The sequence below is a fragment of the uncultured Limosilactobacillus sp. genome (assembly GCF_934202235.1).
GTDB lineage: Bacteria > Bacillota > Bacilli > Lactobacillales > Lactobacillaceae > Limosilactobacillus.
In genome coordinates, this window is the sequence record NZ_CAKPXS010000062.1 from 1 (window position 1) to 6,253 (window position 6,253).

Annotated in this window: 7 protein-coding genes; 4 read left to right on the top strand and 3 right to left on the bottom strand. The window is 50.5% G+C overall.

What is annotated here, in order from left to right; all coding sequences use genetic code 11:
* The 4 genes from Q0E49_RS07600 to Q0E49_RS07615 all read left to right on the top strand — a co-directional run.
* A partial coding sequence (locus Q0E49_RS07600) for a hypothetical protein (protein ID WP_295747659.1) occupies window positions 1-226 on the top strand: 226 nt, incomplete at its 5' end.
* A complete protein-coding gene (locus tag Q0E49_RS07605) occupies window positions 204-1,724 on the top strand; it encodes a gluconokinase (RefSeq protein WP_295747662.1) in 1,521 nt (506 codons plus the stop codon). The genes Q0E49_RS07600 and Q0E49_RS07605, both read left to right, overlap by 23 nt.
* An 18-nt stretch (window positions 1,725-1,742) precedes the next feature.
* Entirely contained in the window at window positions 1,743-3,086 is a 1,344-nt protein-coding gene (locus Q0E49_RS07610; RefSeq protein WP_295747664.1) for a gluconate:H+ symporter, read from the top strand.
* Between the two features lie 99 nt (window positions 3,087-3,185).
* Window positions 3,186-4,190: a LacI family DNA-binding transcriptional regulator gene (locus Q0E49_RS07615; RefSeq protein ID WP_295747666.1), complete on the top strand. Its 1,005-nt coding sequence runs from the start codon at window positions 3,186-3,188 to the stop codon at window positions 4,188-4,190.
* Between the two features lie 51 nt (window positions 4,191-4,241).
* Here the strand turns inward: Q0E49_RS07615 and Q0E49_RS07620 are convergent, their stop codons facing one another.
* From Q0E49_RS07620 to pta, 3 genes are read right to left on the bottom strand one after another with little or no spacing between them, the layout of a single operon-like run.
* On the bottom strand, window positions 4,242-4,760 hold the full coding sequence (locus Q0E49_RS07620) for a GNAT family N-acetyltransferase (RefSeq protein ID WP_295747668.1): 519 nt from the start codon (window positions 4,758-4,760) through the stop codon (window positions 4,242-4,244).
* On the bottom strand, window positions 4,760-5,218 hold the full coding sequence (gene tsaE, locus Q0E49_RS07625) for a tRNA (adenosine(37)-N6)-threonylcarbamoyltransferase complex ATPase subunit type 1 TsaE (RefSeq protein ID WP_295747670.1): 459 nt from the start codon (window positions 5,216-5,218) through the stop codon (window positions 4,760-4,762). Before tsaE ends, Q0E49_RS07620 begins: the two co-directional genes overlap by 1 nt.
* A gap of 14 nt (window positions 5,219-5,232) precedes the next feature.
* Window positions 5,233-6,207, bottom strand: coding sequence for a phosphate acetyltransferase (gene pta / locus Q0E49_RS07630; protein WP_295747672.1), 975 nt, complete (start codon window positions 6,205-6,207; stop codon window positions 5,233-5,235).
* Window positions 6,208-6,253 lie beyond the last annotated feature (46 nt).

Sequence of the window (6,253 nt, forward strand, 5' to 3'; positions counted from 1 at the left end):
CGCCAAATGGCACAAAAAAAGAACCAGGCCGCTTAAGCCTGATTCTTACCCATCAACAGGATTTGACAAAGAGCCTTTTTTTGTTTCTGCAGGAAAACGTTTCATTTATTTACAGATGGGTATTGACAACGCTTACCAAGTTCGCTATATTATCCGGTGTAACGATAAACCAAAACGCTTTCATCAATCGAAAGGAGAAACCAATGAACTATCTGATCGGTGTTGATGTTGGAACAACCAGCACCAAAGCGGTGTTATATGACGAACATGCCCACGTGATTAATAAGTTTAGCCTGGGCTACCCCCTCTATCGTGACATTAGTGGGATGGCTGAAGAAGATCCACAACAGATTGGGACAGCGGTAGAAAAGGTGATCCACGACGCCGCCGCACAACTTGATTTCGCCCATGACCAGTTAATGGCTGTTTCTTTTTCGTCAGCCAACCAGAGTTTAATCCTCCTGGATAAACAGCTGCAGCCGCTGAGCCGGGCCCTTACCTGGGCGGATACACGAGCTCGTCGCCAAGCTGACAAGCTTAAGCAAACGTCACTCGGCAAACGGTTCTACGAAAGCACGGGTACTCCGATCCACCCGATGTCACCACTCACCAAGCTGCTGTGGCTGAAGGATAAGCATCCGGATCAACTCGCCGCGGCTGATTTCATTGGCGATATTAAATCGTATCTTTTTGCCCGTTTCTTTGGCGTTTTCAAAGTTGATATTTCAATTGCCAGTTGCACGGGAATGATGAATATCAAGACCTGTGACTGGGATGAGCAAGCGCTTAAATCAACAGGAATCACCCGCCAACAGCTACCAACAATTGTTGCGGGGACCACCCAGGAACGCGGCCTTCACCCGCAGGCTGCAGCCGCGATGGGAATTCCGGTCGACACCCCCTTTGTTTATGGCGCCTTTGATGGTGCCCTCTCCAACTTAGGGGTCGGTGCCATCAAGCAGGATACCGTCGCCATTACTATCGGGACCTCGGCAGGTGTCCGGGTCATTAGTCATCAACCACTAATTGATCCCCAACAACGGCTGTTCTGTTACGCTCTGGATCGCGGTTTATGGGTCATCGGCGGTCCCCTGAATAACGGTGGCGACGTTTTCCAGTGGGCTGTTGAACACCTGGTTGACGCCAGTGCCGTCAAGAACGAACAAACTGACGCCTACACCTTAGCCAATAACGTGATTGCAAACGTTCCTGCCGGTGCTCACGGCCTCATTTTCCACCCCTTTCTTGGTGGTGAACGAGCGCCATTATGGAATGCTAGTGCCCGTGGCAGTTTCTTCGGTTTAACCAACCTGCACACGAGGGCCGATATGCTCCGCGCAGTCCTGGAAGGCATTAATATGAACATCGCGACGGTTTTCCAAGCTGTCTGTGACCTTGTCGGCCAACCAACCAGTGTGACAGCAACAGGTGGTTTCTCTCAATCACCTGTTTGGCGGCAAATGTTGGCCGATGTCCTCAACTGCCCCGTCAATATTCCCCAGTCATTTGAATCTGGGTGTCTCGGGGCCATCACGGTGGCCATGAAGTCACTTGGTATGGTGGACAGCTATTCCGCCGTGCAAAACTTCATTGGTGAGCAGCAATCATACCAGCCGCAAAGGACGGCCGTAACCACTTACCAGCGATACCTACCACTCTTCAAGTCACTCGAAACTATATTGACCCCCGCTTATGGTCAAATTGCTCAACTACAGCAAGACTAACTTTTAGGAGGATTTATCATGCCCTTACTCATTGTCTTAATTGGTGTGCTGCTGCTTATTTTTATGATTATCAAGCTGAAGCTCAACACCTTCGTTGCCTTAATTATTACGTCCTTTATCACTGCTCTCTTGTTGGGACTTCCCCTGACGAAGATCCCCACAACAATTGAAACTGGGATTGGCGGTCAGCTTGGCCACCTGGCAATTATCTTTGGTTTCGGGTCAATGCTTGGCCAACTGGTTTCAGACGCCGGCGGTGGTTACCGGATTGCAACAACCTTAATCGACAAGTTTGGTCGGCGCTGGATTCAGGTCGCAGTCATTCTTGCTTCCTTCATTATTGGTTTGGCACTGTTCTTTGAAGTTGGCCTGGTTGTTGTTTTACCAATTATTTTCATCATCGCTCGCGAATTAGACATGCCGCTTATGTACCTGGGAATTCCGATGGCGGCAACGCTGAACACCACTCACGCGTTCTTACCGCCACACCCGGCACCGACGGCCATTACTGAGATTCTGGGGGCCAACCTTGGACACGTCCTTTTACTAGGGATCATTGCTGCGATTCCAACGATCTTAATCGCTGGTCCGGGATTCAACTGGTTCTTGAAGAAGGTCTACCCACAAGTTTACCGAAAGAACACGGATATTTCGGTTCTTGGTGAATACCGCGAATTTCAGCTGGACGAAACCCCGGGCTTCGTAATTTCGGTGCTGACTGCGATGATGCCGGTCATCCTGATTGCCTTCGCTACGATTTGCTCATTTGTCTTCCCAAAGCACAACCCCGTCAACGAGTTCATCCAGTTCGTCGGTGCACCTGACTTGGCAATGTTACTCTCCTTACTCTTGGCCATCTACACGATGGGGATTCACCGGTCGAAGTCGATGAAGGAAGTGACTGATTCAATGGTCCTGTCCGTCAAGCAGATTGCTGTCATGCTGCTGATCATCGGTGGTGGTGGGGCCTTCAAACAGGTTCTGGTTGACGGGGGGATCTCCAAGTACATTTCGACCCTCTTTGCTTCCACCCACATGTCACCAATCCTGGCGGCCTGGATCATCACCGCACTGCTGCGGGTGTCCCTTGGTTCTTCAACCGTTGCCGCAATGACGGCTGCTGGCCTCGTTGCGCCAATGGCCCAGCAATTTGGCGCTAACTCGGCAATGTCGGCACTGATGGTTCTCAGCATTGGTGCAGGTTCGGTTTTCTGCGACCACGTCAACGACGCTGGTTTTTGGATGATTAAGGAATACTTTGGCCTTTCCCTCAAGGAAACGCTCCTTTCCTGGTCAACACTAACATCCGTCCTGGCCATTGCTGGCCTTGGTGCGGTTTACACCATTTCACTCTTCGTGTAAAAGTGGGATCCGCTAAACGGAAAAACACCACCGTAATGGTGGTGTTTTTCTTTGACTGGTGTATCCTAATACTAGACAAAAATGAAGGATGACTGAAACATGATTGAACGTGTCACAATCAAGGACGTGGCAAATAAGGCTGGCGTCTCCGTTACCACGGTTTCCCGAATCATTAACGGACACTACGAAAAAATGCGCCCAGCAACTCGGCAAAAAGTTGAGGCAGCAATCAAGGAATTACACTTTTTCCCCACAGCGTCTGCCCGCCGTCTACGAACCAGCCAAAGTCATACTGTTGGTGTTCTCGTCGGTGACATTGGCAACGTCTTCTCCACCTTGCTGGCCAAGGGAATCGGTGACGTTCTCCAGCCGGTAGGCTACGATATTGTCCTGATGAACACTAATAACTCCATTTTAAATGAAAAGCGGTCCCTAGAACGACTGTACGAACTTCAGGTGGATGGTATTATTGTCCAACCAGATTCGCGTTACTACCAACAGTTTGCTTCCATCGTTGACCGCAACATCCCGCTGGTCGTGGTGGACCGGGAAGTGGATGACCTCCCGGCCAACATCAGCATGGTGACCAGTGCTAATTGTGATGCTTGCTACCGAGTGGGGCAAACTATTCAGCAACGCGGCTACGACAATATCTTATCGATTAGCGCCCACTTTGCTCAGGCCTCGGGACAAATCCCCCGAATCAGCGGGCTGCAATCGATCGCCAACGAACTGGGCCTTAGCTTTCATAATATTGAAACCCGTGGTCACGATCGTCAATGGCTGGCAGACGTCTTCCCACAGCAGCTGGCCCGACTCCGTGGACGGACAGCCGTCATTTCCTTAATGGGGCCGGTCCTCTTTGATATCTTAAATATCTGTCAGCAACGCCACCTTCAATTCCCCCAGGATTTTGGCTTAATCAGCTTTGATGACTGGTCCTGGTCACAGTACGTGGCGGATGGAATTTACCTGCTAAAGCAAGATATGGAACTGATGGGTAACATTGCTGCTCACCACCTCCTGAACCAAATCCAAACGAGAAAATGCGGTGGTTCAACCACCATCTTACCGGTCAGCGTTGTTGACCGACCTTCCCTTTAAAAAAGGTCCCTGGACTAGTAGTAACTGCCACTAGTCCAGGGATCTTTGCATTTAATTACTTTTTTCCATGTATAACATGTGAACCATTTGGCGATCACGACCATTGTCAGTGGGATAATTTTGGAGCCCGTTCTCGACGAAACCATAACGGTGGTAAAGATCAATTGCCCGCTTGTTATCTGCAAACACGTCCAGGACCAAAGAGGTTAATTCACTACCATGACGGTACCAGTCAAGGATCGTTTCCAACAAGGCTGTTCCCAACCCCTGGTGCCAAAATTGTTTGCCAACTAATAAGCCGAGTTCACCGGTGACGGGCTGATCTGGGGTAACCATGATCGTTGCTACGCCAACCACTTGCCTCCCCAGCCGGGCAACCACCACTTCGCAACTATTACTTCTGGCAATGGCCTGCAGCTGGTCTACTTCATTTTCCGCCGTGAGCTTTGACAAGTTAGTAATCTGAACAGCATCACTTTCTTGGCTCGCTTGTTTTAAAAAGGTTACCAGTGCGGCCGCATCAGCTGGTTCTGCCGGACCGATCCGGACTTCTGTTTCTTCTTCAGCCATTACTCGTTTAACCCCTCTACTAGCTGTTCAAAGTGCTTACCGTGCGGTTGCAGACTGATCACTCGCGAGCTCTCCTTCGTGGTTCGCTGAAAGTTAATTGCCAGGTATTCTGCTGGCAGCTCGTCGGCAACGTACTGTGGCCATTCCACAACGGAAACGCCGTCGCCATCGAAATATTCTTCTAACCCCAGTTCATCACCACCACCGTTTTCCAAGCGGTAAACATCCATATGATAGAGTGGCAGCCGCCCACTACGGTATTCGCGAATAATAGTAAAGGTGGGACTCTTAATCATATCAGGTATTCCTAACCCCGCAGCTAATCCCTTGGTAAAGGTAGTCTTCCCCGCCCCAAGGTCACCTTTGAGAACAATCACGTCACCAGCACGTAACTGACCAGCGACCTGTTTCCCGAGGTTAATGGTCGCGTCTCTACTAGTCATCATCAATTCCTTCATCTAACCGCCTCCGGTTAAAGGGCCTGGGCAGCAGTGATGATTGCTACCTGATAAATATCGTCCGCACTAGCCCCTCTTGATAAGTCTGCAATCGGCGCATTGAGTCCCTGTAAGATCGGGCCAACGGCAGTAAAGCCACCCAACCGTTGGGCAATCTTATAACCAATGTTTCCTGCTTCCAGGCTGGGGAAAACAAAGACATTGGCGTGACCAGCAACGGCTGACTGAGGTGCCTTTAATTGCCCAACTGACGGGACGATTGCCGCGTCAAATTGCAGCTCGCCATCCACTGCCAGGTCAGGTGCTTGGCGGTGAACTAATGCTGTTGCCTCCTGGACCTTTGTCACCATGTCCCCCTTTGCTGAGCCCTTAGTGGAAAAACTCAGCATGGCGACTGTGGGGTCAATCCCGAACAGTTTGGCAGTATTGGCACTTTCGAGCGCTACTTCAGCCATGGTGGCAGCATCTAATTCGATGTTAATCGCGCAGTCAGCAAAGACGTAGCGTTGGTCACCCTTTTGCATAATGAAGGCACCACTGATCCGTTTAATGCCTGGTTTGGTTTTAATGATTTGCAAAGCAGGCCGGACAGTGTCACCAGTAGAATGAACCGCACCGGAGACCATCCCATCCACTTTCCCCATGTAAACCAACATGGTCGCAAAGTAAGAAACATCTGACAGCATCTGGTCAACTTCTGCTGGTGTATTCTTCCCCTTACGCCGCTCCAAGAGGGCGCCACGCATTGCCTGACGGTCAGCTACGGGGTAAGCTGCCGGATCTAAGGCCTTTACCGCGCTCAGGTCAACATGGGCTTTACTGGCAGCCTGCTGAATTTCTGCATCGCTGCCTAACACTAGTGGGACAATCAGTCCGTCGGCAGCCAGTCTAGCGGCGGCGGAAACTACACGGGGATCCCCGCCTTCAGGGAAGACAATCGTTTTTTCTTGTTTGCGAACTTGGCCTTTTAATGTCTCAATAAAACTCATCTGAATTCCTCCTCTTATTCACTAACGTGGGCCGGTAGCTGCCAGT